General features: G+C 74.1%; 30 protein-coding genes. 9 read left to right on the top strand and 21 right to left on the bottom strand.

The window, feature by feature from the left end; translation table 11 throughout:
* Positions 1-125: 125 nt before the first annotated feature.
* From IF89_RS0122010 to IF89_RS0121975, 7 genes are all read right to left on the bottom strand, one after another.
* On the bottom strand, positions 126-377 hold the full coding sequence (locus tag IF89_RS0122010) for an EF-hand domain-containing protein (RefSeq protein ID WP_030027310.1): 252 nt from the start codon (positions 375-377) through the stop codon (positions 126-128).
* Positions 378-578: 201 nt separating this feature from the next.
* Positions 579-1,664, bottom strand: coding sequence for a PI-PLC domain-containing protein (locus IF89_RS0122005; RefSeq protein ID WP_158717904.1), 1,086 nt, complete (start codon positions 1,662-1,664; stop codon positions 579-581).
* Between the two features lie 143 nt (positions 1,665-1,807).
* Complete coding sequence (locus IF89_RS0121995) at positions 1,808-2,296, bottom strand: hypothetical protein (protein ID WP_030770735.1); 489 nt, start codon at positions 2,294-2,296, stop codon at positions 1,808-1,810.
* 126 nt (positions 2,297-2,422) lie between these two features.
* A complete protein-coding gene (locus tag IF89_RS0121990; RefSeq protein WP_030770732.1) occupies positions 2,423-3,352 on the bottom strand; it encodes a 2-dehydropantoate 2-reductase in 930 nt (309 codons plus the stop codon).
* A complete protein-coding gene (locus IF89_RS0121985; RefSeq protein WP_043194242.1) occupies positions 3,349-4,317 on the bottom strand; it encodes a DMT family transporter in 969 nt (322 codons plus the stop codon). The genes IF89_RS0121990 and IF89_RS0121985 overlap by 4 nt, the downstream gene beginning before the upstream one ends.
* Before the next feature lie 114 nt (positions 4,318-4,431).
* On the bottom strand, positions 4,432-5,166 hold the full coding sequence (locus IF89_RS0121980) for an ArsR/SmtB family transcription factor (RefSeq protein ID WP_030770727.1): 735 nt from the start codon (positions 5,164-5,166) through the stop codon (positions 4,432-4,434).
* Between the two features lie 57 nt (positions 5,167-5,223).
* Complete coding sequence (locus IF89_RS0121975; protein ID WP_030770724.1) at positions 5,224-5,754, bottom strand: hypothetical protein; 531 nt, start codon at positions 5,752-5,754, stop codon at positions 5,224-5,226.
* Between the two features lie 102 nt (positions 5,755-5,856).
* On the opposite strand from IF89_RS0121975, the gene IF89_RS0121970 reads away from it, so the two are divergent.
* Entirely contained in the window at positions 5,857-6,711 is an 855-nt protein-coding gene (locus tag IF89_RS0121970; protein ID WP_234327838.1) for a class I SAM-dependent methyltransferase, read from the top strand.
* 54 nt (positions 6,712-6,765) lie between these two features.
* Here IF89_RS0121970 and dacB read toward each other — a convergent pair whose 3' ends face one another.
* Positions 6,766-8,406, bottom strand: coding sequence for a D-alanyl-D-alanine carboxypeptidase/D-alanyl-D-alanine-endopeptidase (dacB, locus tag IF89_RS0121965; RefSeq protein ID WP_234327837.1), 1,641 nt, complete (start codon positions 8,404-8,406; stop codon positions 6,766-6,768).
* Between the two features lie 143 nt (positions 8,407-8,549).
* Here dacB and IF89_RS46085 point away from each other — a divergent pair, with 143 nt between their 5' ends.
* The gene (locus tag IF89_RS46085) at positions 8,550-8,771 is read left to right on the top strand and encodes a hypothetical protein (protein WP_030770715.1); all 222 of its coding nucleotides are present in this window, start codon (positions 8,550-8,552) and stop codon (positions 8,769-8,771) included.
* A 183-nt stretch (positions 8,772-8,954) separates the two neighbouring features.
* Here the strand turns inward: IF89_RS46085 and IF89_RS0121955 are convergent, their stop codons facing one another.
* The 4 genes from IF89_RS0121955 to IF89_RS0121940 form a co-directional block, all read right to left on the bottom strand.
* On the bottom strand, positions 8,955-9,209 hold the full coding sequence (locus tag IF89_RS0121955; RefSeq protein WP_030770712.1) for a hypothetical protein: 255 nt from the start codon (positions 9,207-9,209) through the stop codon (positions 8,955-8,957).
* Entirely contained in the window at positions 9,206-10,078 is an 873-nt protein-coding gene (locus tag IF89_RS0121950) for an isocitrate lyase/PEP mutase family protein (RefSeq protein WP_030770709.1), read from the bottom strand. Before IF89_RS0121950 ends, IF89_RS0121955 begins: the two co-directional genes overlap by 4 nt.
* 282 nt (positions 10,079-10,360) lie before the next feature.
* Positions 10,361-10,765: a hypothetical protein gene (locus tag IF89_RS0121945; protein WP_030770707.1), complete on the bottom strand. Its 405-nt coding sequence runs from the start codon at positions 10,763-10,765 to the stop codon at positions 10,361-10,363.
* Positions 10,766-10,847: 82 nt separating this feature from the next.
* Positions 10,848-11,765 (bottom strand): oxygenase MpaB family protein, encoded by a 918-nt coding sequence (locus IF89_RS0121940; protein WP_043194240.1) that lies wholly within the window; start codon positions 11,763-11,765, stop codon positions 10,848-10,850.
* 101 nt (positions 11,766-11,866) lie between these two features.
* Here IF89_RS0121940 and IF89_RS38160 point away from each other — a divergent pair, with 101 nt between their 5' ends.
* The gene (locus tag IF89_RS38160) at positions 11,867-12,217 is read left to right on the top strand and encodes an STAS domain-containing protein (RefSeq protein ID WP_051807394.1); all 351 of its coding nucleotides are present in this window, start codon (positions 11,867-11,869) and stop codon (positions 12,215-12,217) included.
* Positions 12,218-12,287: 70 nt separating this feature from the next.
* Positions 12,288-12,746 carry a DUF5709 domain-containing protein gene (locus IF89_RS0121925; protein WP_030770698.1) on the top strand — a complete coding sequence of 153 codons (459 nt, stop codon included), beginning with the start codon at positions 12,288-12,290 and terminating at the stop codon, positions 12,744-12,746.
* Positions 12,747-12,788: 42 nt separating this feature from the next.
* On the opposite strand, the gene IF89_RS0121920 is transcribed toward IF89_RS0121925, so the two are convergent.
* Positions 12,789-13,328 (bottom strand): SixA phosphatase family protein, encoded by a 540-nt coding sequence (locus IF89_RS0121920; RefSeq protein ID WP_030770694.1) that lies wholly within the window; start codon positions 13,326-13,328, stop codon positions 12,789-12,791.
* A gap of 133 nt (positions 13,329-13,461) precedes the next feature.
* Between IF89_RS0121920 and IF89_RS0121915 the strand changes: the two genes are divergently transcribed.
* Entirely contained in the window at positions 13,462-13,827 is a 366-nt protein-coding gene (locus IF89_RS0121915; protein ID WP_030770690.1) for a hypothetical protein, read from the top strand.
* Positions 13,828-13,856: 29 nt separating this feature from the next.
* Here the strand turns inward: IF89_RS0121915 and IF89_RS0121910 are convergent, their stop codons facing one another.
* Positions 13,857-14,042 carry a hypothetical protein gene (locus IF89_RS0121910; protein ID WP_051807392.1) on the bottom strand — a complete coding sequence of 62 codons (186 nt, stop codon included), beginning with the start codon at positions 14,040-14,042 and terminating at the stop codon, positions 13,857-13,859.
* Between the two features lie 150 nt (positions 14,043-14,192).
* Between IF89_RS0121910 and IF89_RS0121905 the strand changes: the two genes are divergently transcribed.
* Together IF89_RS0121905 and IF89_RS0121900 are read left to right on the top strand one after the other, a co-directional pair.
* A complete protein-coding gene (locus IF89_RS0121905) occupies positions 14,193-15,401 on the top strand; it encodes an FUSC family protein (protein WP_030770688.1) in 1,209 nt (402 codons plus the stop codon).
* A 101-nt stretch (positions 15,402-15,502) separates the two neighbouring features.
* Positions 15,503-15,889, top strand: a complete 387-nt coding sequence (locus IF89_RS0121900) for a VOC family protein (RefSeq protein ID WP_030770687.1) — start codon at positions 15,503-15,505, stop codon at positions 15,887-15,889.
* Positions 15,890-15,940: 51 nt separating this feature from the next.
* Here IF89_RS0121900 and IF89_RS47045 read toward each other — a convergent pair whose 3' ends face one another.
* The 5 genes from IF89_RS47045 to IF89_RS0121875 form a co-directional block, all read right to left on the bottom strand.
* Positions 15,941-16,096, bottom strand: coding sequence for a DUF6131 family protein (locus IF89_RS47045; RefSeq protein ID WP_167389254.1), 156 nt, complete (start codon positions 16,094-16,096; stop codon positions 15,941-15,943).
* A 73-nt stretch (positions 16,097-16,169) separates the two neighbouring features.
* A complete protein-coding gene (locus tag IF89_RS0121890; protein WP_051807390.1) occupies positions 16,170-16,598 on the bottom strand; it encodes an NUDIX domain-containing protein in 429 nt (142 codons plus the stop codon).
* Positions 16,595-18,049, bottom strand: coding sequence for an NUDIX hydrolase (locus IF89_RS0121885; RefSeq protein ID WP_030770683.1), 1,455 nt, complete (start codon positions 18,047-18,049; stop codon positions 16,595-16,597). Before IF89_RS0121885 ends, IF89_RS0121890 begins: the two co-directional genes overlap by 4 nt.
* A 314-nt stretch (positions 18,050-18,363) precedes the next feature.
* The gene (gene thpR / locus IF89_RS0121880) at positions 18,364-18,969 is read right to left on the bottom strand and encodes an RNA 2',3'-cyclic phosphodiesterase (RefSeq protein ID WP_051807384.1); all 606 of its coding nucleotides are present in this window, start codon (positions 18,967-18,969) and stop codon (positions 18,364-18,366) included.
* A gap of 64 nt (positions 18,970-19,033) precedes the next feature.
* Entirely contained in the window at positions 19,034-20,650 is a 1,617-nt protein-coding gene (locus IF89_RS0121875; RefSeq protein WP_030770680.1) for an FAD-binding oxidoreductase, read from the bottom strand.
* A gap of 69 nt (positions 20,651-20,719) precedes the next feature.
* Between IF89_RS0121875 and IF89_RS0121870 the strand changes: the two genes are divergently transcribed.
* A complete protein-coding gene (locus IF89_RS0121870) occupies positions 20,720-21,376 on the top strand; it encodes a TetR/AcrR family transcriptional regulator (protein ID WP_043194239.1) in 657 nt (218 codons plus the stop codon).
* A 24-nt stretch (positions 21,377-21,400) separates the two neighbouring features.
* Here IF89_RS0121870 and IF89_RS46080 read toward each other — a convergent pair whose 3' ends face one another.
* Together IF89_RS46080 and IF89_RS0121860 are read right to left on the bottom strand one after the other, a co-directional pair.
* Positions 21,401-21,697: a hypothetical protein gene (locus IF89_RS46080; protein WP_030770671.1), complete on the bottom strand. Its 297-nt coding sequence runs from the start codon at positions 21,695-21,697 to the stop codon at positions 21,401-21,403.
* Between the two features lie 21 nt (positions 21,698-21,718).
* Positions 21,719-22,702, bottom strand: a complete 984-nt coding sequence (locus IF89_RS0121860; RefSeq protein WP_030770667.1) for an aldo/keto reductase — start codon at positions 22,700-22,702, stop codon at positions 21,719-21,721.
* Positions 22,703-22,801: 99 nt separating this feature from the next.
* Between IF89_RS0121860 and IF89_RS0121855 the strand changes: the two genes are divergently transcribed.
* A complete protein-coding gene (locus tag IF89_RS0121855) occupies positions 22,802-23,380 on the top strand; it encodes a TetR family transcriptional regulator (protein ID WP_030770664.1) in 579 nt (192 codons plus the stop codon).
* Positions 23,381-23,398 lie beyond the last annotated feature (18 nt).

The raw sequence follows: 23,398 nt of genomic DNA, 5'->3' as shown, positions 1-23,398 counted from the left end.
CTGACTCGTCCGCCCCGTCCGGGTGGGCCGTGCCGCGGGCCGGCCGGGGCCGTAGCCGTCCGCGCGGGCGCCCCGCCGCCCCTGCCATTCTCGCGCCGCCCGCCTGCTGCCGCACGGTGGGACGGCTACCAGCCGAAGCGGCGGTCGACCACGGCCGCGAACTCCTCGAAGCTGAGCACGCGGTCGCCGTTCTGGTCGGCGGCGTCGAACAGTGCCGAGGAGTCCTCGGTGTCGCCGACGCCCCAGAACGGGATCGCCCCCTGCGCCGCGAGCGTCGGCCCTTTGGAGCGCAGGGCGCCGATGACCTCGGCACGCGTCAGGGTGCCGTCCTGGTCGAGGTCGAGGGCGTCGAACAACCGCCGGGCCTTCTCGCTCATCACATGTCCTCTCAGCGGTGCGCACGGCGTTGCTGCCGGCGGGTCCTGTACTCAAGGACGCGGCGCGCCCCCGCGGGGTTGCCGGGCCGGGTCCCTTCATCCCGTGACGTGCACCGCCTCCGGCGGGCGGTGCACACTGCCGGCCCCCGCATGGCAGCCCGCCGTGGTAGGGCGCATCCCCGGCGGGCCCGCGGGGCGTCCCTACGGGCTCGCGTCGAGCTCGGCGACGACCGAGGCCGGGGTGTGTCCGCTGCTGTCCGACAGGCGGTGGAAGTCGACCGAGACGAAGTTCGGGTCGCGGCCCCCGGCCGCGGGCCTGCACTGCTCGGCGATGCGGTTGCGCAGCTTGGCGCCGTTGTCCAGGGCCGCCGTCAGGACGGTCGGCACGTTGCGGTGGTGGCTCATCGTGAACAGGCGGCGGAAGCCGGGCTCCTGGCGGTCCAGGGGCACGTCGGGCCAACGGCTCACGCACGCCGTGTCGTTGCCGAGGTCCCCGAGGCTCCAGTAGTTGCTCACCGTCCAGGACCTGTCGTACATGACGCCCAGGTGCTCCCGGTCGGACCGGTCGGAGAAGATCAGCAGCCGCTTGCCGGAGGTGACGAGGTCGGCCACCTTCGGCCAGCCGTTCTGCCGCACGCCCCACTCGTCGGGCCGGATCAGCATCTCCCGCAGCCCCCCGACCCGGTCCAGGGACCGGCTCAGCCGGTCGGCGCTCACATAGTCCTCCAGGAAGACGGTCACGACCTCCTGGGGGTGGGCGGCGAGGAAGTCCACCACGGTCTGCAGGGTGCCGTGCAAGGACTGGCGGGGCAGGGCGTACGTGGCGCCGGCGAAGGCCTTGCAGTCGCCGTGGCACAGGTACACGTCGCTGGGGTAGCAGTCGCTGCCGAAGCTGATCACGCACAGCCAGGTGCTGCGCTCGTACCAGTGCGTGTCCAGGCTCAGGCCGCGGACACCGCCGTCGAGCTGGGAGCGCACCGATTCCGACTGGTTGACGGAACTCCACCGGGAGTCCTCGTAGTTGGTGAAAGCGTTGTGGGTGGTGAGGAAGGAGACGTCGTCGAGGCGGCGGTCGCCCCAGCGGGCGGACGCCGCGGCAGCCGCGGCCGGGGCGGCAGTGCTCGTGGCGGCCGCGGCAGCCGGGCCGGTGGCCGTCGCGGTGGTGAAGGCCGTACTCAGGAGCGCCAGCAGGAGGAGGCCCACGACGGTGCGACGGGCGCGGCCCTTCCGGAGCGCACCGCCCGGGCGGCCGCGGAACGGCAATCGCAGCATGTCCATGTCAATCATGCCCGGGAGGTTAGCGCGCGGTGCGCCGTTATACCTCCCGATGGACGCCGCTCGGCGCCGGCGGCGCCGGCCGCGACCGGCGTGCGGCTGCGGGTGCGCGGCCGCCGCGGGCGGGCCCCGCCGGAGCGGGGTGCCCGCGGGGCTCAGTAGCGCAGGGCCGTGGCGGTCTGCGCCGACACCGTGCCGGACAGCTTGTGGGTGCTGCGGGCCGTGCCCTGCCCGGTGCCCTTGCCCGGGACGTCGGAGACCGTCACGACCACCGTGTCGACGACGTTGCCGCTCTCGTCCTTGAACTCCACCTGCACCGCGAAGGACTTCGCGGCTTCGTCGGTGTTCGCCACTTTCACCGGGACCGTCGTGTACCCGTCCGCGTCGGCGGCCACGGCGCCCAGTGTCACCTGGCCCTTGGCGTCCACCCCGTTCTTGACGTCCGCGAGCTTGTCCTTGGCGACGGCGGCCGCGGACTCGGCGGACTTCGCCGCCTCCGAAGCGGCCGACGAAACGGCCTCGCCGGCCGACTTCACCGCGGACGCGGCACTGGAGACGGCGCCGGACGGGTCGCCGTCGCCGCCCGAACAGCCCGCGGTGCCGAGCGCCACCGCCGCCAGTACCACGCCTGCCGCACCACGCATCCACGCGACCGTCGCCACCACGCCTCCACAGAGTCCTCGGGCCTCCCAGTCAACGGCCCGGCGGCCCGGACGCCCACCGCTCGGGGGCATCCGGGTGAGGAGGCCCGCCAGTCGTACCGGCCGGCGTCAGGGACGGCCCGCCGCCAGGCGGTGCTCGTGCACGCGCAGATGGAGGGCCGCCAGGTCCAGCAGGGGAGTGGCCACCCCCAGCGCGCGGGCGCGGACGGTGAGGTCGGTCAGCACGTGGTCGGCCTCCGTCGGCACTCCGGCCACCAGGTCGCGGTACAGGGACGGCGTCAGGGGTGACCCGGGGGCCGTGAGCGTCGCCGTGGTGAAGGCCCGTTCGGCCTCGGGCACCGGGTGCCCGGCCGCCCCGGACACCGCCGCCGCCTCGGCGAGCAGGCGGGCTGCGAGGGCAGGCCCGCCCGTCACCGCGTTCACCTCCCCGACGGTGCCGCGCATCAGGCAGGTGAAGGCGACCAGCGTGGAGATGAAGACCCACTTGTGCCACATGGCGGCGACGATGTCCCCGGTCTCCGGCGAGTCGATGCCCGCCCCGGTCAGGACGGTGCGGATCGCGTCCACCCGGGCCGAGGGACGGCCGTCGATCTCGCCGGTCAGGATGACCGCCGGCGGGGCCATGCGGAGGATGTCGCCCTCCTCGTTCAGCGTGGTGACCACTTTCGCCACCCCGCCGAGGACCGCCCCGGCCCCGAGGCGCGCGACGAGCGCGTCGAGCTGTGCCATGCCGTTCAGCAGCGGTACGACGGCGGTGCCCGGGCCGACGGCCGGCCCGATGTCGGCCAGTGCCGACTGCAGGGCGGTCGCCTTCACGGAGAGCAGGACCAGGTCGTAGGGGCCGCCCGGCGCGCCGGCGGTGACCAGCCGCGGCGTGAGGCGCAGGCGCTCCCCCTGGCCGTCCACCCGCAGGCCGCGGGCCCGCAGGGCCTCGGCGCGGGCCGGCCGCACCAGGAAGGAGACGTCCTGGCCCGCCTCGGCGAGGCGGGCACCGAAGAAGCCGCCGACGGCGCCGGCGCCGACCGTGAGGATCCTCATGCGCGGGTGCCCTTCGTGGGAGCGAGCGGGGTGCCGTCGGCGGGAGCGCGGAGGGAGCGCGGCGGCCGGGGGCCGCGCGGCGCGTACCGGGAGACCGCCACACCGGCGAGACACAGCGCCCCACCGAGCAGTGTCAGCCAGGCCGGTACCTCGCCCAGCAGCGCCCAGCTCAGCAGGACGACGACGGCCGGGACGGCATACGTCGTGGCGCCCAGCCGGCCGGCGGCCATGCGGGCCAGAGCGTAGGTCCAGGTGGTGAAGGCGAGGGCGGTGGGGACCACGCCCAGGTAGACCATGTTCAAGGTCGCGGAGAGGGGTGCCCGGGGCAGTTCGTCGAGCAGCCGGCCCGTGAAGGGCAGACAGACCGCGGCGCCCGTCATGCAGCTGTACGCGGTGATCTGCAGGGGCGTCCCGTAGGACAGGGCGGGCTTCTGCGCGATGACGCCGGTCGCGTACGCCACCGCCGCGAGCAGGCACAGGAGGACTCCGAGGAGCGAGGCGGAGCCGCCGTCGCCCGACGACATCGACAGGCCCACGACCACCGCCCCGGCGAAGGAGACCGCCATGCCGGCGAGCAGGCGCGGCGGCAACGCCTCCCCGAGCAGGCGGGCCGCGAGCAGGGCCATGAGGATGGGCCCGGTGTTCACGAGCAGGGACGCCGTGCCGGCGTCGACCAGCCGCTCACCCCAGTTCAATGCGACCGTGTAGCCGCAGAACCACACCACGCCCGAGACCAGGATCCCGCCCCACGCCCCGCGGGGCGGCAGCCCCTGGCGGCGGACGAGGAGCAGGACGCCGAGCACCAGCGAGGCGGCCAGCAACCGGCCGAGGGCCAGAGCGCCGGGGGAGTAGGCGGCGCCCGCGCTGCGGATGGAGACGAAGGCGGAGGCCCAGGCGCACACCGTGAAGGTGACGGCGGCGACGGTGAGGACGCCGGGAGGGATCGGACGGGAGCGGAACGTCATGCCGCCACTCTACGACTCCAACATTTCGGCGTCGACCGAAATATCATCGGTGCCAGTACGCGCTGTCGGATCACGGGCGGCCCGCGAGCCCGGCATCGATCCGAAAGACACGCCCTACGCCCAGTCCGCGCGCGTCACCCCCAACAGGTCGCCGAGCGCGCGTTCGCCGGCTGCGGTGACCTCCAGCGCGCGCCCGCCGCCCGGCGGTCGCACCACCCAGCCCTGCGCCAGCGACCGTGCGCACAGCCGCGCTCCCGCCAGGCCGCCCAGGTGTCGGCGCCGCTCCGTCCAGTCCAGGCAGGAACTCGCCGCCCGCCTGCGGCCCTCGCCGGCAAGGGGGATGCCGGCCTCGGCGCACCAGAGGCGGCCGGCTTCCGTCAGTTCGAAGACGCCGTCCGTGCGCAGCAGGCCGCGCCGGTCCATCGCGTCGGTCACCGCCATGCCCAGCCGGCCGGCGAAGTGGTCGTAGCAGGTCCGGGCACGTGCCAGCGGATCCGGTGCGGCGACCACCGGGACGGCGTGCGCGGCGTCCCGGTCCGGGACCGCGTACGAGGCGAGTTCGTCCAACAGGCGGGCCGTCGCGGCGTCGGCGACGCGCACGTAGCTGTGACGGCCCTGCCGTTCCGTCGCACAGATGCCTGCGTCGAGCAGCCGGGCCAGGTGCCCGGAGACGGTGGAGGGCGCCACCCCCGTGATCCGGGCCAGCTCGCCGGCGGTCCAGGCGCGCCCCTCCAGCAGGGTCATGCAGATCGAGGCCCGTGTCTCGTCGGCCAGGGCGGCGGCGAAGGCCGCCAGCCGGGCCGCGGGGGCCGGGGCGTCCGCGGGCGGCCCGGGAAGCACGTCGTTCATCCGTCCAGGATGCCCGAAAACTTCGGTGGATGGCGAACCGTCCGTCCCGGCGCCGGTTCAGTGCCCTGCAGCGGCCTTCACCAGCGCCACGGCCAGGCCGATCACCGCGTCGAGGGCGCCGGCCAGCACGGCGACGGCCGCTCCGCTGCCCATGCGGACGCCCCCGTACCAGCCCCAGCAGAACAGGCCGGCCACGCTCACCCCGGCCGAGGCGTACAGGGCGGTCCGCAGGTCCATCACCCCCAGGGCGGAGGAGGCGATCAGGATCAGCGGGCCGACGGCGGACAGCAGCAGGGGGCTGCCGACCCACAGCATGTGCCGCAGCTCCGCCCCGGTGGCGAGCCGGCCGTGGACGACGCGGTGGGCCTGCTGGTCCGCGACGAGCGTCGCCAGCCACAGTCCGACGGCGGCCGTCACCACCGTGGCCGCCGTCCCGGCCGCGTCGGCGTACTCGGAAGCGGCCAGGCCGATCACCACGGAGATCATGGTGATCGTCGCGTACAGCCGCTCCTTCAGCCGGGCGGCGGCCCCCGCCGCGGCGTCGGCGGGCGAAGCGGCGGCCCCGGCAGCGGCTGCGGCATGATCCATGCCGTCAGCCTACGGCCGGAGGCGCCCTCTGTCCTGACGGGGTTTCACGGGCCACACTGGTGGCCGACGGGGCGCGGCGCCCCGGTGCGAGGAGGCGGTGGCGTGGTGGCGCAGGACCCTGCGGAGCGGCCCGCTCCGGCCGTGCTTCCCGCTCCCGCCGTGCGGCCCGAGGTGTGGGAGACGTACGGGCCGGCCGATCTCAGCGCCGTACCCGTGTTCGCCGGAGGGTTCATCAACTTCGGCTACTGGGCGTGCGTCGACCTCGAACGGCCGCTGACTCAGGACGACCGGATCCGGAGCGAGCAGGACCTCTACCGCCGCGTGCTCGACGCGGTCGCCCCCGGCGGCGGCCGCGCCGTCGAGATCGGCTGCGGCCTCGGGCTCGGGTGCGCCCTCGCCCTGGACGAGTACGGGCCCGCCTCGGTCACCGGCGTCGACATCCACCCCCACCAGCTGAGGCGGGCCCGCGCAGCGAACGCCCCGCTCCTCGCCGCACGGCCGCCCCGGCTGCGCTTCGTCCTCGGAGCGGCCGAGGACCTGCCGCTCGGCGACGCCGGGTTCGACTGCCTCTACAGCGTCGAGGCGGTCCAGCACTTTCCGGACCTGCAGGCCTTCGCCCGGGAGGCCGCCCGGGTGCTGCGCCCCGGCGGGCGGGTCGCCGTGGCCGGCTTCTTCAGCGTCGACGGGGTGCCCGCGCCGCAGGAGCGGCTCGCGGGGCTCCTGGAGACGTTCGCGAGCGGACTCGACATCGCCCGGCCGGTCTCCCGGCTCACGCAGGCCTTCGCCGGAGCCGGCTTCGACGACGTGCGCGCCGACTCGATCGGCCCGCAGGTGTGGCCGGGATGGGACCGCTGGCTCGCCCGCCAGTGGGCCCCGGGCACCTGGCCGCGCAACTTCATGACCGCCTGGGAGCAGCGGATCCTGGACTACCACCTGGTCACGGCCGCCCGCCCGTAGCCGCCCCGCCCCACGGGCAGGAGATGCCCTGCGTGCGACCCCGCACGGGCCCCCTCAGGACGGGGGCGGTGCCTCTTGGAGATAGGCGGCGATCATGGCGAGGTCGTTGGCGATGGACACCACGTCCTGCGTGTCCGGACCGGGGGTGGAGGCGCCGTTGACACCTGCGTAGAAGGGGTCGAATCGGCCGCCGCCGCGGTCCAGGTATCCCGCGATGGTGATGGCCCCGACGGCCAGGCGGTCGTTGAGGTCGTCCGGGCCGACCGCCGCTCCGGTCTTGGCGAACACCTTTCCGCGCGCCGGGCAGTCGCGGCAGTTCTCGGCCAGCAGCCCGTCGACGCCGAGGATGGGCAGCGCCTCGCGGAAGAGCCGGGCGTCGGGGGTCTTCTGCCAGTACGCCAGCATCTGCACCAGAGCCGCGGGCGTGGCCCGGTCGGCCGGGTTGCCGCCCCGGCCGTCCGCCAGCTGCAGTTGTCCGCGGTCCACGCCCGCCTCGTCCAGGAAGTCCGCGAGCACGGGGAAGCCGTCCGCGCACTGGCGGCTGCCGGTCGAGACGGCCATCAGGCAGATGCCCAGGTTGGCGCCGAGGTTGTGGCTGACCTTGAGGATCAGCTTGGCGTACTGGGCGTAGGGTGGGGACGTGTACGCCGCGACCCGGGGCCGGCCGTCGTAGTCGCGGGGCAGTCGGGCGACCGGATTGGGTCCGGCCGGATCCGCGGTGACCTCCACCCCGGCGCGGTCGAGGGCCTGCATCAGCGCGGCCCGCCCGAACGCCGCCGGGTCCGCGATCGGGGCGGTGCGCAGCAGCGGCGGGGCGTCCGCCGCGATGGTGCCCGAGAGCCGGATGCGGGTGCCGCCGTCGGTGGCCGTCACGGTGACGGCGGTCGGCTCCCCGGCCGCGACGGTCTTCACCGTGGAGCTGACCTGGTACGGGGCGACCCGGGGCCGCCAGTCGAGCCGGGCGGCGGCGCCCGCCCTATCCCCGGGGCTGGTCACGAGATCGATCAGGTTGTCATTGATGATCATCGGGGTCGGCGTCGGGTCGAGTCCCGGGTCGGGGGCGAACAGCCGGCTGTCGACGATGACGTCCCCCTCGACACGGGTGATGCCGGAGGCGCGTACCTGCCGGGCGAGTTCGTCGATCCCGGCGAGGGGGTTCTCCGGGGTGAGGGTGGCTCCGGTGAAGACGTCGGCGTAGGTGTGGTCGAGGTCCGTGTACGCCACCGTGCCGTCGGGCCGCGTCCTGCCGCCCATGGTGAGGTCGCCCTGGGCGACGAGGTCGAGGTCGCCCGTCAGGGTCGAGCCACTGCGCTCGCCGACCGCGTACACCGGGGTCACGAAGCGGTGTTCGGAGCCGAGGGTGTGCCACGGGCCGGAGACGCTGACCAGTTTGGCGGTCGACCCCGGGACGAAGAACTGGTCGGGGAACATGCTGTGCTCCGCGGGGCCGCCGTCCGGCCCGGTCTGCAGCAGGCCCCACTGGGCGTTGCGGTACTCGGGCTTGCGCATGATCTCCGCGATGCGCGGGTCGAGGCCGTCGGCGCCACCGGTGCCGGACGCCGAGGGGGAGGGGGACGGGGGCGGCGCCGGGTCCGCACCGGTCGCGGTACCCGGGGCCAGTGCGGCGAACAGGAGTGCGGCGCAGGCGGCGGTGAGGCCGCGGCGCAGTGGGGCGGTGGAGTGCCGACGGTTCACAGCGCGCTCCGTTCGTCGCGGCTGCCGTCCCCGAGTGCTGTGACCAGCGTGGCACGGCCCGTTCCGCGGTGCATGCCACCGCCGGCCGCATCCACCCGGGTCATACCGGGTGACCCCCCGCCGGCCAGGACCGTTCCCAGGGCATGCGACTGAACGTACGAACCGCCGCCCTTGTCCTCGCCCTCGCGGGCTGCGCCCTCTCGGCCGCCGCCACCGCCCATGCCGCCGCGGCCGCCGTCGGTGCGGCCGCCGCACCCGCCGCGGCGTCCGCACCCGCCGACGGCCCCGTCGACGAGCTCTCGGACGACCTGACCGACGATCTCGGCGACGTGGTCGCGGAGCTGGACCTGCCCGGCGAGGACTGAGGGCGGCCGGGCACCACCGGTACGGACGGATCTCCCACGGCAGCCACGGCAGCCACGGCAGCCACGGCACCCACGGCACGCGCACCGGCGTGCGAGCGCGGCCGGGCGCGCACCGCGACCGCGCAAACGGCCGGCCCCGCCTCGGCGGGACCGGCCGTTCGGCGTCACGGGCCCGTCGGCTCCTCAGTCGTCCTCGTCGCCCGCCCGCGCCGCCCCGAGGAGCATGGCCAGCACCTCGACGGCGCCGCCGTCGTGGTCGCTGCCCGCCGTTCCGCTGCCGCTCTGGAGGTTGGCCGCCCGGTCGATCTCGACCACCGAGTCGGAGTGCGAGTTGTCGATCACGGTGATCAGGCTGCCCCCTGCGGCGGCCGGCGTCGCGCCCCCGCCGACGAGGGCCACCGCGAGCGCGGCCGCGGCCCGCAAGCGTGCGCCCGTCACACCGTCACGCTCTCTCGGGCCACCGGTACGGGGTGGTGGCGCGAGATGTTCTTCGTCAGCAGCCGCGTGGACTCGCCGACCCCGACCTCCTCGCCCCCGTCGGCCGCGGGCAGCCGCCCGTCGGCCAGCCGCAGTTCGGCGAGGGCGGTGTCCATCGCCTTGTGCGCGGCGAACAGGCAGGGGGTGCTGTAGATGGCCAGATCGACGCCGAGGTCGGTCAGCTCGGTCAGCGAGAGCCGCGGCGACTTGCCGCCGGCGATCTGGTTGAACAGCAGCGGCTTGCCGCCCACGGCCTCCCGGATCCGCCGGATCCACTCCACGCTGCGCACCCCGTCGACGAGTACGACGTCCGCGTCCGTCGCCGCCAGGGCCTGCGCCCGGCGGATGATGTCGTCCTCCTCCGTGGCGTCGGTCCGTGCGACGACCACCAGGTCCTTGCGGGTCGCCAGGACCATCTCCAGCTTCTCCAGGTACTCCTGCAGCGGGAGCACCTGCTTGCCGTCGGCGTGCCCGCACCGCCGGGGGCGCTTCTGGTCCTCCAGGATGACGCCGGAGGCGCCCATCCGCTCCAGCCCCTCCACGACGTGGCAGGCCACTTCGGGGTCCACGTACCCGTCGTCGATGTCGACGAGCAGGTGGTGGCGGGGGAAGGCGCCGCGCAGTCGCTGGACGAAGGCCACCATGTCGGGCCAGGCGATGAATCCGATGTCGGGCAGTCCGTAGTAGGAGGCGGCGAACCCGAAGCCGGACACGAACATCCCGTCGTAGTGCCCGGCCGCCACCGAGGCCGAGTACATGTCGTACACCCCGATGAGCGGCGTGGTGCCCGGCTTGGCGATCTGTTCCCGCAGCTTGTTCCCGTAAGTCATGGTTCGGTTCCTCCGAGGAGCGCATCGGCACAGGGAGGGCAAAGAGCCGCGCCACCAGGGCTCTTTACCTGAAGCAGATCCTTCCTTGGCGAAGTGCAGAACTTTCGCGGATGAAGGCTTTACTCACCCCGACGGCGTAGCCGGTTCACCACAGAAACGTCACTGGGAGCGGTGGTACGGCCGCGTTCACCCCTGCGTAGGCAGCCAACTGCCGTGCAACCCGAGCGGGTCCCGCACGGGGATGCGGGCCCGGGCAATCCGGGCGGGCCGCCCTTCGCCGCCTCAGGCGTGGCGGAAGAGGTCCGCGCGAGCGTCGTCGAGGACGAACCCGTTGTCGAGGCGGACCCGGACCGTCACCCGCGGCCCGTGTGCGCGGTGGGCGGTCCACTCCGGTTCCAGGGAGGCGATCTGCTCCACGAGCTGCTGCCTGCTCGCCGGGGGCATCTGGTGGCCGAAGTCGTCCAACAGCCCCTTCAGCCGTACGTACTCGCGCACCGCGGGACTCTGCTCGCGCTCCCGGGGCGCGTCCACCCGCTCGACGGTGCCCGGAGTGTCCGATGCGAGCGACAGCGTGCCGACGGCGGCGTCCTCTTCCGACCCGGAGCCCTCGGCCGGGACGACCCGTCCGGCCAGCCGGAGGTCTGCCGCCAGACGGACCCGCTGGCCTTCCTGGAACCGGTGCGTCATCGGTCGTTCACTTCTCCGGTCGGGGTCGGGGTCGGGGTCGGGGTCGGGGTCGGGCTCGGGCTCGGGGCGCGGGCGGATGCCCTCAGTGTCCCACCCCGCCGGCCGGCGCCGATCTTGCGGTCGCCGCCGGCGGAGCCGGGGGCAGGGCCCAGCGGATCGCCCAGGTCACCGCCCGGCCTCCCGCGCGGGCGGCCGGAGCCGGTAGCCGCCCGGCCGCGCATCCCGACCCCGTGGTGACGGCCGCCCGTGCCCACGGCGGCAACAGGTCGACGGCCGCCGCCGCCAGCAGCGCGTACGGCAGGCGCGCGGGCCCGGGCAGCGGCGGATCGGTCAGCAGGAAACGGGCCGTGTCCCTCGACGCGTCCGTCACCCGCAGGCAGGGCCTGTACCGGGCCATCCCCGCCGCCAGTTCCCGCACGTTCTCCGGCGGCCGCTCCACGCCCAGGGCCCGGGCCACCCGCGCCGTGTCGGCCAGGTACGCATCACAGCCCGCCGGATCCAGCGGATGCCTTCCGTACCGCTGGTGGGCGCGCAGGAAGCAGTACGCCTCGGCGAGGTGCACCCAGGACAGCAGCTCCGGATCGTCGGCCCGGTAGGGGACGCCGTCGCCCGTCCGGCCCCGGATGCGGGCGTGCACCGCGCGGACGCGCGCCACCGCCGCGTCGGCGTCGGCGCTCGCGCCGAAGGTGGTGACCGCCAGGAAGGTGCTGGTGCGCTGCAGGCGCCCCCAGGGGTCGCCGCGGTACCCGGAGTGCGCCGCGACGGCGGCCATCGCCACGGGGTGCAAGGACTGCAGCAGCAGTGCGGCAAGGCCCCCGACGAACATGGAGGCGTCGCCGTGCACCCGTCTGACCGGCCGGTCCGGGGCGAACCACCGGGGCCCGGGGGCCAGGTGGATCCGCTCCCGGTTGCGGGCGCCGTCGGGCCCGGCGACGCGCAGGAACACCGCTTCGCCGGCTTGCCGCCTGATCCTGCGGACGGCCGTGGTCGGGCTCGCCATGCGCCCAGTATGCGCCCGGTGCCGCAGCGCGGTCCCCCGGCCGGGAGGACGGTTATGAGGTGCCGCGCCGGGCAGGTGCTCCTCGTACGAGGAGGTACGTCATGGTTGCCGAGCACGCGCCCGTACCGGAGGCCGCCACCGGTCTCGAGCACCCCGACCCGTACGTGGTGCCGGTGCGGGGCGACATGGACCTGGACCACGCGGGCGCACTGCGCGAGACGCTGGCCGCCGCCCTGTCGTGGGCCGCGAGGGGTGCCGAGGTCGTCGTCGACCTGCGGAACTCCTCCTTCTGCGACTCCACGGGTCTCAACATCCTTCTGGACGCCCGGCGGACGGCCGCCCTGACGGGCCACGTCCTGCGCCTGGCGGCGCCCAGCCACCAGCTGCTGCGGCTGCTCGACACGACCGACTCCAGCCGCTCCTTCCCCCTGGACGCCTCCGTGCCCGGCTGAGCGCACCAAGGAGAGCAGCGCCCGGTCGGCGCCGTGCCGACCGCCGACCCCCACCGAACGGAGACCCCCGATGAGCAGCGCCGACGATTCTTATGGCGACGACGTCTACCAGCCGCAGGAGACCGACGAGTCCGCCGAGGCGCAACCGGACCTGGAGAACACCCTGGACGAGCCGGGCCTCGACGACACCCTCGACACCGCGTACGTGCCCGTCGACCGCCCGCTGGCGGTCGACGACCGGGGCACCACCGCCGCGGAGGCGCACAGCGGCGAGACGCTCGAACAGCGTCTCGCCCGCGAACAGCCGGAGGTGTCGGAGGAGGACGAGGGATCGGACGAGGCCGGCGACGCCCTGCTCGGCGGCCCGGACCGGGCGGGCCGGCTGGCCGCGGTGGACGACTCGGCCGCGCAGCGCCACCTGTCGATATTGGCCCGTGACGTCGGCATCGACGGGGGCGCGGCCTCGGCCGAGGAGGCCGCGGTCCACGTCGTCGACGAGCTGCCGCCCGCCGAGGACCCCGACGCATGACAGCCGCCCCGCGCCGACCGCCGCGGCCGATCGGCTCGGGCGTCAGTGCGGCGGTGACCACATGGCGACCAGGCGCCCCCTTCCGGGGGCCAGGTCCGCCCAGCCGCCCGGCAGGTCCACCACCACGACCCCCGACGTGGGGAAACCGTCCCGCAGCTGCTCCAGGAGTTCCGCGGGCCCCGCTCCGCACAGGGCCGTGGCCAGCTCGTGGATGCCGCTGTTGTGGCCGACCAGCGCCACGCAGCCGAGGCCCGCTGCGCGCTCCGCCAGTACGGTGACCAGTGCGCTCGGCGCCGCGTTGTAGAGCCGTTCGTCGTAGACCGCGTCGGGCGGATCCGGCAGGGCGGGCACCATCAGCTGCCAGGTCTGCCGGGTCCTGCGCGAGGGCGAGCACACCGTCAGCTCAGGCGCGTGGCCCTGCTCCGCCAGCCAGCGTCCCGTCCGGGGCGCGTCGGCCTTGCCGCGCTCGCCCAGGGCGCGCTCGAAGTCGTCGGCCGGGTCCCCCTTCGGTACCGCCTTTGCGTGGCGTACCAGCAGCAGGCGGCACCCGGTCGGGTCGGGCGCTGGGTGGTCCGAGGACATGGCGGTCTCCCTTGAGGCTGGTTCCCGCTCGCCGCGCACACGGTCGCGGCACTCACGGTCATGGTGCGGGCGGTCCGCGGCGCGCGCACCCGCACCCGTCCGCACCCGCCGGGGGCGGACTAGGCTCCGCAGGATGGAACGCGCAGACGTACTCAGGCGAGTGATCGGCATCCTCACCGAGGCCCAGGACATCCGCCGGGCCGCCGAGGCGGGTGAGGACGCGGACACCCCGGCCGGTACGGCCGGAGTGGCCACGCAGCTCCTGAACGAGATGCTGCCGTCGATCAGCGTGCCCGCCGACGCGTCGCCGCAGCAGGTGGCGACCCTGGTGGCCGAGGCGCTCGGCCCGGCCCTGCACACGATGGTGTCCGGTTTCAGCCTGGCCTTCACCAGCCTGGCCATCGCCCACGACAGCGGACGGTCGGACATCTCCTCGATCGAGGTCCTCCAGGAACTGGCCCTGGAGGTCGAGGCCGGCACCTACGACGAAGGCCCCTGAACGGTGCGGCCGGCCGCCGGTCGGCGCCGTCAGTCGGCGTCCCGGTCCTGCGGGTGGGACATCTTCTGCTCCTGCCGCCTGCGCAGCTCCTCCGGAGTCTTGCCGGCGACCGGCTTGCTGGCCTCGGGGTGCACCGGGTCGGGACCGGGGTGCTCCTGCGCGTGCTCCTCGCGGCCGCCGACCGGCTCCTGACGCCTGTCCTCCGTACCCTTCATGGCTGTTGCTCCCTCGTAGATCCGATCGACGCGGACTTCGCACTTCGACTTTCGGACTTCCACCGTCTACCCCGCGGGCCCCACGCGACACGAGCGGACCCGTGTGTTCCGGTACGCGTCATCCCGCACAGGCTGGGAAGATGCCCAGTCATGTCGGAAACGATCAGCAGCTTCGCCACCCGTGTCGTACGGCGCCGCCGCGAGCCGGTCGCCGTCCAGGCGCTCCGCTCCACCGCCGCGGCCGTGATCAGCTACGTCGTCGCGCTGCGCCTGAGCAGCGAGCCGAACCCGCTGACCGCGCCACTCACGGCGCTGCTCGTCGTCCAGGTCACGCTCTACTCCACGTTGACCACCAGTATCCGCCGGGTCAACTCGGTGGTCGTCGGCGTCCTCATCGCCATCGGCTTCAGCGCCTTGGTGGGCCTGACCTGGTGGAGCCTGGGACTGCTGATCCTTGCCTCCCTGGTGGTGGGCCATCTGGTGCGCGTCGACGAGTTCGTGCCCGAGGTCGCGATCAGCGCCATGCTGGTCCTCGGCGTCACCCAGGTGGCGAACACCGCCTGGGACCGGGTGCTGGAGACCGTCATCGGCGCGGTGGTCGGGCTGCTGGTCAACCTCCTGCTGGCGCCGCCCTTGTGGATCGGCCCGGCGGGCGCCGCGATCACCGATCTCGCCCAGCGCATGAGCCGCCTGCTCGACCACCTCGGCGAGGAGTCCCTCGGCCCCGGCCGGGTGGAGCAGGCCGCCGCCCGGCTGCACGAGGCACGCCGCCTCGACAACGACATCGCGCAGGTCGACACCGCCCTGCGGCAGGCCGAGGACAGCATCCGGCTCAATCCCCGCGTCAAGGAGGGGCTGCTGTTCCGGCTGGTGCTGCGGACGGGCCTGGACACCTTGGAGATCTGCGCCGTGGTGCTCCGGGTGGCCTGCCGGACGTTGACGGACCTGGCCAAGGCCCGGCGTGACGGCCCGCTCTTCGAACCCGAGACCGCGGCCGCGCTGCGCGAGGTCCTGCGCCACACCGCGATCGCCGTGGAGAGCTTCGCCCAGCTGATCACGGCACAGGTGAGTGCCAACGCGGAGGAGGCCGAGGCCCGCCTGACCGGAGAGCTGGCCGTCGCCCGCGGTCACCGCGACCGGCTCGCGGACCTGTTGCTGGCCGCCGCCCAGGAGGACCCCGAGCACTGGCAGTTGCGCGGCGCGCTGCTGAGCGAGATCGACAGGGTCCTCGACGAGCTGGGCGTGGAGAAGCGTTCCCAGCGCCTGCTGGAGGAGCTGGACAAGCACACCCGTACGCGGCACACCGGCCGCCTGCGGGTGTGGACCCGGTGGCGCGGACGCTCCGAGCAGCAGGAATGAGGCCGGCGCCGGGCGCACGGCGTCGGGCCCGGCAAGGACCGGAGGCGCGCAGTGGCAAGCATGTGCGTGCACGGTGGCGCCCCGTGCGAGAGGGTGGGGGCATGGTGCACGTACTGGGCAGCAGGATCCTGCTGCGACCCACGGACCCCGAGCGCTCACGCGCCTTCTACGGCGGGATCCTCGGCCTCGCGGTGTACCGCGAGTTCGGAACGGGCCCCGAGCGCGGCACGGTGTACTTCCTGGGCGGCGGCTTCCTGGAGGTGTCGGGACGGGCCGACGCACCGCCCGCGCCGGGTATGCGGCTGTGGCTCCAAGTCGCCGACGTGCACGCGGCGTACGAGGAGCTGCACAGCCGCGGCGCCGAGGTACTGCGGCCTCCGGAGCGCGAACCGTGGGGGCTGATCGAGATGTGGGTCGCGGACCCGGACGGCGTACGGATCGCCGTCGTGGAGGTCCCGGCGGACCATCCGCTGCGCTTCCGCCCCTGATCAGGAGGGACGCGCGACCGGGGGCCGCCGGGGGCGCCAGAAGGTCCGGCGTCAGTAGTAGTGCTTGCGGCCGCCCACGGCGTGCCCGACCGCTCCCAGCAGCCACAGCACCAGGCCGATGACGACGAGGATCACGCCTATGGTCCACAGGATCGAGATCCCTGTGACAAAGCCGATGATCAGCAGGATGACGCCCAGAACGATCATGACTACCTCCTGGTTCGGGCGAACCGGTCTGTAGCAGCGTCTACCACGGTTCGGCGGCCTTATGCCTGTTTCCTCACAGATATTGGCTGTTCGTTCCGGACAGTTTCAGGATGTCCTCGACCACCACGTGGTAGCCGGCGTCCAACCGCCGCACCGTCCGCCTCAGGTTGTCCTGGCCGCCCGGCCGGCCGGACCACCCGCGCACCTCGAAGAAGACGCCCAGCCGCGAAGACGAGCCCGTCGGGGGGCGGTGGTGCACGGTGACCACCGCCCGGACGTCCGCGGCATCGATGATGATCCCGGTCTCCTCGCGGGCCTCCCGGATCACGGCCCGGACGAAGTCCTCGTCCGCCTCCGGGTGACCGGACGGCAGGTGCCACATGCCGCTCGCGTACACCGGGCCGGCCCGCCGCGACAGCAGTACCTCGGGGCCGCGGGCGCCGTCACGGCGCAGCAGGAGGTGGACGTCGACCGGCACCGTGTGCCGCCGCTGGGCGCTCACCCGGCGCTCCCGGGCCGGCTCCAGCCCAGTTCGGTGTAGAGGCGTCCGGCACCGATGCCCTCGATGGCGGCACGGGTGTAGGGGACGATCGGCTCCGGCAGGGCGTCGAGCGGCCACCAGTCCCACGCCACACAGCGGTCGGGCTCCAGCAGCCGCGGTTCGCCGACCCATCTCCGGGCCCGGAAGACCAGCTGCATGCGCGGCTGCCCGCCGGGCCGGTCCACGACGTGCACGAGGTGGACGAGCTCGACGTCGGCAGGCTCGATGACGAGCCCGGCCTCCTCCCGCGCCTCCCTGACCAGGCAGTCCACGGCGGACTCCTGCTCGCAGTGCCCGGCGAGGAAGTGGTGGGCGGCTCCGGCGTAGGCGCAGTCCGGATGGCGCAGCCCGAGCAGAACCCTCCCCCCGCGCTCCAGGTACAGGTGCACGCCGACCACATGCGGCACGGCCCCCCTGCCACCCCGGCCCCCTGCCACCGGCGCGTACTCCTTCGCATGCCTGAGGATCAGTGCCCGGGGCGACGGACTCATGCGCAGGCGGGAGACGGTCCGGGGCGCGTGCCAGGCCACCATGACTCCCTCCGTCAGGACGAGGGCGGCGGGATCGCCTTCCCAGCGGGTGGTGAAGACCTGGACCGGCACGGTGGTGCCGTCCGTCCCGATGACGTGCTCCACGGCATACGGTTCAAGGACGACCGGTTCGAGCCCTGCCTCCTCCCGGAGTTCCCGGCGGACGGTGTCCTCCAGCGAGGCGTCCTGCGGCTCACGGCCGCCCCCGAGCAGCGCCCAGGCCCCCGGTTCCCAGATGTCCGGCAGATCGTCCCTGAGGTGGAGCAGGTAGCGGCCGTCCCCGTCGTGGATCAACGCCGAGGCGTTCACCGGCCGGGCGCGGCCGTCGAGGGCGGACGCCGTGAGTTTGGCCCGGAGGGCTGGGGAGGCGAGCTCCTCGAAGGGGAGCCAGGCGGTACCGGGGACGTCGCCGGGGCGCGCGGCCGCTGCGGAGGCGTCGTCGGCCAGGTGGAGGACCATGCGGAAGTCGTAGCCCAGGAGGGCGGGTTCGCCCGCGGCCGGGTCCGCCCCGACGGCGTGGACGCCGATGTCGACGGGGACGTCCAGGTACTCGGCGGTGTGGCAGAGCGCGGCAGGCGGGATCCCCGTCTCCTGGTGGAGCCCGCGCAGTGCGGCGGCCAGGAGCGTGGGGTCTGCCGCCGCGACGCGTGCGCCCGGGACGCGGGCCCCGCCGCCCTCCTCCGGGCGGACGTGCAGGACGCGGCGGTGCCGGTCCACCACGACCGCGCTGCACGTGATAGGCCCGGGCAGGGGTGCAGGGCCTGCGGGATCGGCGCCCGTGTCGAGGGCGGCCAGGAGGGCGTCGAGCGCGTCGCGTTCGGCGGGGTGGCGTTCGAGGTAGGCGGCGAGGGCATCGCGGACGGGGGAGCGGGTGGGTGGCACGTACACCTCACAACTCGGCGGGGAGGGCCGGCTCCAAGAACGGCTCCGGACCGTTCCCGTCACGGCCCGTGCGGGGGCAGACGCTGAACGGATGTGCGCACCGCGGGGGTCGGCCGTCGTGGACGGGGTCCACGGTGCCGAAACCTGCCCGAACAGGGTCAGGTCACCCTCGCAGGGGATGGTGCCGCCGCGGGTGGTGTGCGACGGGGGCCGGCGCCGAAGGCCCGGGTCGGTACGGCAGCAGCGGCGCCGGCCCCGCAACGGCGGCTCATGACCACGGCTAGTCGGGGACCGGTTCGGTGACGAGAAGGAGGTCACGGTCGATCGTGAGCGGCGGACGGCCCCGGGCGGAAGCTCCAGGCCTCGATGTCGCGGTAGTGGATCGGGCCCGGGCCGCGGCCGATGTTGCTGCCCACCAGGTGCAGGCGGGCGGTCGACCAGCGGCGGCCGGAGAAGTCCGCGAGCCCGGCCGCCGCCTCCACCACACATGCGGGGTCGCTGCGGCGGGTCCGGGCCAGCGTGAGGTGCGGGCGCAGCGGACGGTCCTCGAAGGGGACACCGCACTCCTTGACGACGGCCCGCACCTCGCAGGCCAGCAGGTGCAGGCCTGCGAGATCGCCGTCGACGCCGCTCCACAGCACCCGCTCGTCGAAGTGTCCGCCGCCGCGCAGGGCGAGTTCCAGAGGCCGGCGGGTCGCGGCCAGGTCCGCGAGCGGCGGCCGCAGGAGCGGGACGGTGCCGACCGGAAGCTCGCCGAGGAACGCCAGGGTGATGTGCCAGTCCTCGATGCGGTTCCACCGCAGGCCCGGGTACGCCGCGTAGGCCGGCCGCAGCGCCCGCGCAAGCTCCTCCTTGGCCTCGTCGGGCGGGGCGAGCGCTATGAACACGCGCACGGTCGAGGGCTGGATCTGTTCCTTCACAGAAGCCTTCGTACCGTACGCCGCCCGCCCCGGTCACTTCCCGGCCCGCGCAGGCCGCCGCCGCTCAGTCGACGAGCACGCCCGGGTTGAGGATGCCGTGCGGGTCCAGCGCGTCCTTCGCGGCACGCAGCGCGAGGGCGAAGGGGTCGGGGCGCTGGCGGTCGTAGCCCGGTCGGTGGTCGCGGCCGACGGCGTGGTGGTGGGTGATCGTCGCCCCGTAACGGTGGAGGACATCGCCCGCCACGGCCTTGAGGTCGTCCCAGAAGGCCACCTCGTCCCCGGGCCGGCCGGCGGCGAGGACGGTGAAGTAGGGCGCCGCCCCGTCCGGATAGACGTGGGTGAGGCGGCAGTTGACGGTCGCCGGGTGGCCGGAGCCCTTGCGGGCGGCCTCCCCGACCTCCTCGCGGACCGCTTCGACCAGGCCGGGGATCCGGTCCCACGTGGCCGCCGTCTCGAAGGTCTCGGCGACGGCTCCCATCCGGACCAGGCCGTCGCGCAGGTAGGGCATCCGCAGGAAGGCCGAGCGCCAGGCGCCGACGGCCGCGTCGGCGCCCCCGCCGTCCGCACCGCCGCGGCCGTCCACGCCGTCGTACCGGCCGCCGTGGGAGCGGGCCAGCTCCACGGCCCGGCCGAGCCGGCCGGTGACCGGCCCGTCCGCGGACTCGAATCCGAGGACGAGCACGGCGGAGCCGTCGTGCGAGGCGCCCGCCAGCGCGGCCTCACCGGCGTCCAGAAGCCGGCAGTTGGCGGGGAAGAGGTCCGACTGCGCGAGGGCACGCACTGCCTCCAGCGCGTCGTGGAAACCGGTGAAGGCGAGCGAGGCGGACGCCTTGTGGCGGGGACGCTCCTGCAGCCGCACCCACGCCTCGGTGATCACCCCGAGTGCCCCTTCGGACCCGAGGAACAGCCGGTCGGGCGAGGGTCCGGCGCCGGACGCGGGCAGCCGCCAGGAAGCGCTGGTCCCGACCGGCGCGACCACGCGCAGGGACTGGACGAAGTCGTCGATGTGCGTGCGGCCGGTGGCGTAGTGGCCGCCGGCCCGGGTGGCGAGCCAGCCGCCCAGCGTGGAGAACTCGAAGCTCTGCGGGAAGTGCCGCAGGGTCAGCCCGTGCGGCCGCAGCTGGTCCTCCAGGCCCGGGCCGAGGGCGCCGGCCTGGATGCGCGCCGCCCGGCCGACGGTGTCGACCTCCAGGACCCGGCCCATGGAGGTCAGGTCCAGGGACAGCACGGCACGATGCGCGTCCCCCCGGTACTCCACGCCGCCCGTGACCGAGGAACCGCCGCCGTACGGGACGACGGCGACCTGCCGCTCACCGGCCCAGTCCAGCAGATCGGCCACCTCCCGCTCGCCGGTCGGACGGGCCACCAGGTCGGGGATGCGGCCCGGTCGCCCCCGCAGTGCGCGGACGACGTCCCGGTACGCCTTGCCCATGGCGTGGGCGGCGCGATCCTCCGGCCCGGCGCAGACCAGGTGCGCCAGGCTCGCCGGAGGCTCCACCGCCGGCCGCCCGATGCCCAGGTCGCGGACGCGCGGCACGGGGAGGGGGTGGGCGAGGGTACCGGGTACCAGGGCGCCCATCGCGGCGCACTCCGCGTCGTCGGGATGCGCGTCCTCCCACCCCCACCCCCACCACGAACGGGCGCGCGGGGCGGGGGACGGCTGCGGCGTCGTGCTGGGCATGGGGGCGCTCCAGAGATCGCGGAACACAAACTTACCTTGCGGTAAATTACTTACTGATAATATCCGGCCATGGCAACCCCCCGCTCGAAAGCCGGCACCAAGGGCGTCCCGCGGCACCACCGCCGGCAGCAGATCCTGGCCGCCGCCACGGAGGAGTTCGGCACCCGCGGCTACGCGGCGGCCTCCCTCCCCGCCATCGCCGAACGCGTCGGCGTCACGAAGACCCTGCTCCACCAGTACTTCGGTACCAAGGAGGACCTGTACCTCGCCTGCCTGATCCCCGTCGGGGACCGCCTGCTGGACACCGTCCGCACGGCGATCGGCGAGGACGGCACCACCGCCCGCACCCCCCTGCGGGTGCTCGGGAGCATCTTCGCCGCGCTGGAGGGCCGGCGGGAGACGTGGTTCGTGCTGTACGACAGCTCCCTGCCCGCCGACGGCGCGGCCGCCCGCCGGGCGGCGGAGTACTGGTCCGCCATCGACGCCCTCGCCGCCGACGGCACTGCCGAACTGCTGCGCGCGACCGGATCCGCCGACCCGCTCGACGCCGACGCGCTCAAGTACGTCTGGCGTGACCTGGTCGCGACGCTCGTCCGCTGGTGGGTCAAGCACCCCGAACAGTCCCCGGAGGCCATGACGCAGCGCTGCGCCCGCCTGTTCGCGGCCGCCGCGGCCCTCACCCCCGACCCCGCCGACCCCGCCGCACCGCTCCCCCGACACCGGTGACTCTCCGCGCGGCGGCGCGGCCGGTCACACGTCCGGGAACGCCGGCTCGACACCCGGGGTGGGGGCGACGGTCCGCCAGAAGGAGAGCGGGCCGCCGCAAAGGTCCACGCGGGGATCGTCCAACATCCTCCGGATGCCCAGACCCTTGCACAGGGCCGGCACGAGGGTGCTCAGCGCCTGATGTCGCAGGCACACCGGCATCCTCCGGGTGCACACGCACGGCACCACCGTCTCCGAGACGCCCCACGGCGGGCCGAGCACTCCCGCTACGGCAGCGACCTGTCCCTGGCCGGACTCCTCGACCGAACCCGGGTCGAACACGTCACGCTGTGAGCCCCGCCGTCAGCCGTTCAGGGAGGCCATCAGCTCCGGTGCGTAGCGGTCGCCCGAGGCCACGCCGTGCGGGGCCACTGCGTCGATCGCCGCCAGTTCGGCAGGAGTGATCGCCACGGAGGTGGCGGCCACGTTCTCCTCCAGGTAGCGGCGGCGCTTGGTGCCGGGGATGGGCACCGCACCCTGCTGCAGGGTCCATGCCAGGGCGAGCTGCGAGGGGGTCACGCCCTTCTCGGCGGCCAGCCGGCGCACCTGGTCCACCACGGCCAGATTCCGGCGGAAGTTCTCGCCCTGGAACCGGGGGTCGGTGCGGCGGAAGTCGTCCGCGGCGAAGTCGTCGGGGCTGGTGATGGCGCCGGAGAGGAAGCCGCGGCCGAGCGGGGAGTAGGCGACCAGCCCGATCCCCAGCTCGCGGAGCGTGTCCAGCACGCCGTCGTGCTCGATGCCGCGCTCGAACAGGCTGTACTCGGTCTGTACGGCGGCCAGCGGGTGCACCGCGTGGGCGCGCGCAATCGTGGCGGGGGAGACCTCGCACAGGCCGATGTGGCGGACCTTGCCGGCCTCGACCAGCTCGGCCAGCGCGCCCACACTCTCCTCGATCGGCACGGCCGGGTCGACCCGGTGCAGGTAGTAGAGGTCGATGTGGTCGGTGCCCAGGTGGCGCAGGGAGCGGTCGGCGGACCGGCGGATGTACTCCGGGGATCCGTTGTGCCCCAGCAAGGCTCCCTCGTCGGTGAACTCGATCCCGGTCTTCGTGGCCACCACGGCCGCCTCGCGGCGGCCGGCCAGGGCCCTGCCGAGCAGCTGCTCGTTGCGGAACGGCCCGTAACCCTCGGCGGTGTCGAGCAGCGTGACGCCGAGCTCCAGGGCGCGGTCGATCGTGGCGAGGGATTCGGTGTCGTCGGTGGCGCCGTAGTGGGCGCTCATGCCCATCAGCCCGAGGCCCTCGACCCCGACCTCCAGCCCCTGGCGGCCCAGTGCGCGCTTCTCCATGGTGTGCTCCTCGTCAAGTAACTAACCGGATAGATAGAGCTTGCGGCGCGTCCGGGCAGTTTGTCAATAACTGGATAGTTACTTGCTAGGCTGCCGGTCATGGCACGGGATTCCCACGCGACCAAGGCCCGCCTGCTCGACGCGGCCTTCTCCGAGTTCGCGACGTACGGCATCGCCGGCGCGCGCGTCGACCGCATCGCGGAGGCCGCCCAGGCGAACAAGCGGCTGATCTACGTCTACTACGGCAACAAGGAGCAGCTCTTCGACGCCGTCCTCCAGCGGGCCCTGGAGACCGGCTCGGAATCCGTCCCCTTCGACGCCGACGACCTGCCCGGCTACGCCGGCGCCGTCTTCGACCACCTCGTGGAGCGGCCCGAGCTGATGCGGCTGGTGCTCTGGAAGCAGTTGGAGCGCCCCGGGTCCACGAGCACGGAGGCCGAGTCCTACGAGAGCAAGATCGCGTCGGTGCGGCGGGCGCAGGAGGCCGGCCGCATCGCCGCGGACTTCACCCCCGAGGACGTCCTGACGCTGGTCATCGCACTGTCGCAGGCTTGGTTCGCCGCAGTGGGCGGCCCGGCGGCCGGCGCAGCCGGCCCCGCCTGGCCCGCACCCCGCCTCGCCGCGCACCGCGCAGCGGTGGTCGAGTCCGTGCACCGCATCACGACCCCGACCCGGTAGGGGGGTGGGGGCGGGGGG

Source organism: Streptomyces sp. NRRL F-2664 (assembly GCF_000719345.1).
Lineage (GTDB): Bacteria > Actinomycetota > Actinomycetes > Streptomycetales > Streptomycetaceae > Streptomyces.
This window is presented reverse-complemented; position numbering and strand designations above follow the sequence as displayed.